This is a genomic window from Streptomyces sp. NPDC096132 (assembly GCF_044763345.1).
Classification (GTDB): domain Bacteria; phylum Actinomycetota; class Actinomycetes; order Streptomycetales; family Streptomycetaceae; genus Streptomyces.
On the sequence record NZ_JBIWGA010000092.1, the window covers coordinates 1 to 1567 of the forward strand.

Genomic DNA, 1567 nt, shown 5'->3' on the forward strand with positions numbered 1-1567 from the left:
CGATCTCCCGCCGGATCGCCTGCAGTCCGGCGTCGTGCCCGTGGCGCTCCACGGCCGCCGCGAAACAGGCGAGCATCGGCAGGCACCAGCTGGACTCGTGGTCGCCGAGGACCGAGGCCGCGTCCGGGTGGAAGAGGACGAACCGGAGGAAGTTGTCGCCCGGCTGGGCCGTCGGATGCGGCTCGACGTCCCGGAAAAGTGTCTCGAAAGCGGTGTTGGCCAGGACCACGTCCCAGCGGTGGTCGAGGACGACGGACGGGAAGGGGACTGCCTCCAAGTAGGCGGCGTAGTCCTGGAGATACGCCTGGGCCTCGGGACTCTCGGGGACGGGCCGCGGTGCGGACCGCTGCCCTCCTGCCTGAAACGCCATCGGGAGGTCACCCCTCTTGCCTGTGCCGCCTTCACGCGGCGCCCCGATCCTGCTGCCCGGATGTGCGAGGTGTCAACTATCGTGGCATTCAATGCTTGTTGACGGCTGAAATTGGCCACAGTTGTGGCGCGACCTGATTGCTCGTGGCGGCCACTGAAGGCGCGGTACGTCGCGATCAGCCCGGACATCGAGGTCTGGAAGTAGGCCAGGTCGCGCTGTTCGAACGGGTCCCACCAGGTGCGGCCGGACTCGACGATCTCCCCCAAGACCCGAGCGATGAGACTGCGCAGCAGAAAGCTCTTGTCCTCGAAAGAGAGGTGGAACGTCGCGCGCGACATCCCCGCCTCCGACGCCAGCCGGTCGACGCTGAGCTGCAGCCGGTGAAGCCGCTCCATGGATCGGGGTCGGCGGCGGTGACCGTGGGTCGCATGGGCCGCCGCCTACGCCTCGTACGTCAGGCCGCGACCGGAGTACCGGTCTTCTCGCGCAGTTCGTCGAGGGTGACCCCGGGTGCCAGTTCGGCCAGTCGGCAGCCCTCGGAGGTGAGGTCGAGCACGGCCAGGTCGGTGATGATCCGCTGTACGACGCCCTGTCCGGTGAGCGGCAGGGTGCACTCCGCGACGATCTTGTGGGAGCCGTCCCTGGCGACATGCTCCATGAGCACGATGACGCGCTTGGCGCCGTGTACGAGGTCCATCGCGCCGCCCATGCCCTTGACCATCTTGCCGGGCACCATCCAGTTGGCCAGGTCGCCGGTGGCGGAGACCTGCATGCCGCCGAGCACGGCGGTGTCGATGTGGCCGCCGCGGATCATGCCGAAGCTCTGCGCGGAGTCGAAGAACGACGCCCCGGGGCTGACCGTGACGGTCTCCTTGCCGGCGTTGATCAGGTCGGCGTCGACCTCGTCGGCGGTCGGGTACGGGCCCGTTCCGAGGATGCCGTTCTCGCTGTGCAGCGTGACCCGGACCCCCGCCGGGAGGAAGTTCGGGATGAGTGTCGGCAGGCCGATGCCGAGGTTGACGTACTCGCCGTCGCGAAGTTCATGTGCGGCGCGCGCCGCCATCTGGGACCGGGACCAGCCGATCTGCCGCTCGCTCATGCCGCCCTACCTTCTTGAGTGGGTCCCGTGAGTTCGCGACTCTGGGACTGCGCGGGTGGGGCAGGGATGGTTTTCATGCTGGCTGCCTTCGATGGCTC

Annotated in this window: 1 protein-coding gene and 1 pseudogene; both read right to left on the reverse strand. The window is 68.2% G+C overall.

All coding sequences use genetic code 11. The features are described 5' to 3' along the window. Positions 1 to 370, reverse strand: a pseudogene (locus ACIRF9_RS52620) (hypothetical protein); the annotation flags it as partial. Positions 371 to 824: 454 nt separating this feature from the next. Further along, positions 825 to 1454 (reverse strand): CoA transferase subunit B, encoded by a 630-nt coding sequence (locus ACIRF9_RS52625; RefSeq protein ID WP_403837803.1) that lies wholly within the window; start codon positions 1452 to 1454, stop codon positions 825 to 827. Between the last annotated feature and the right edge of the window lie 113 nt (positions 1455 to 1567).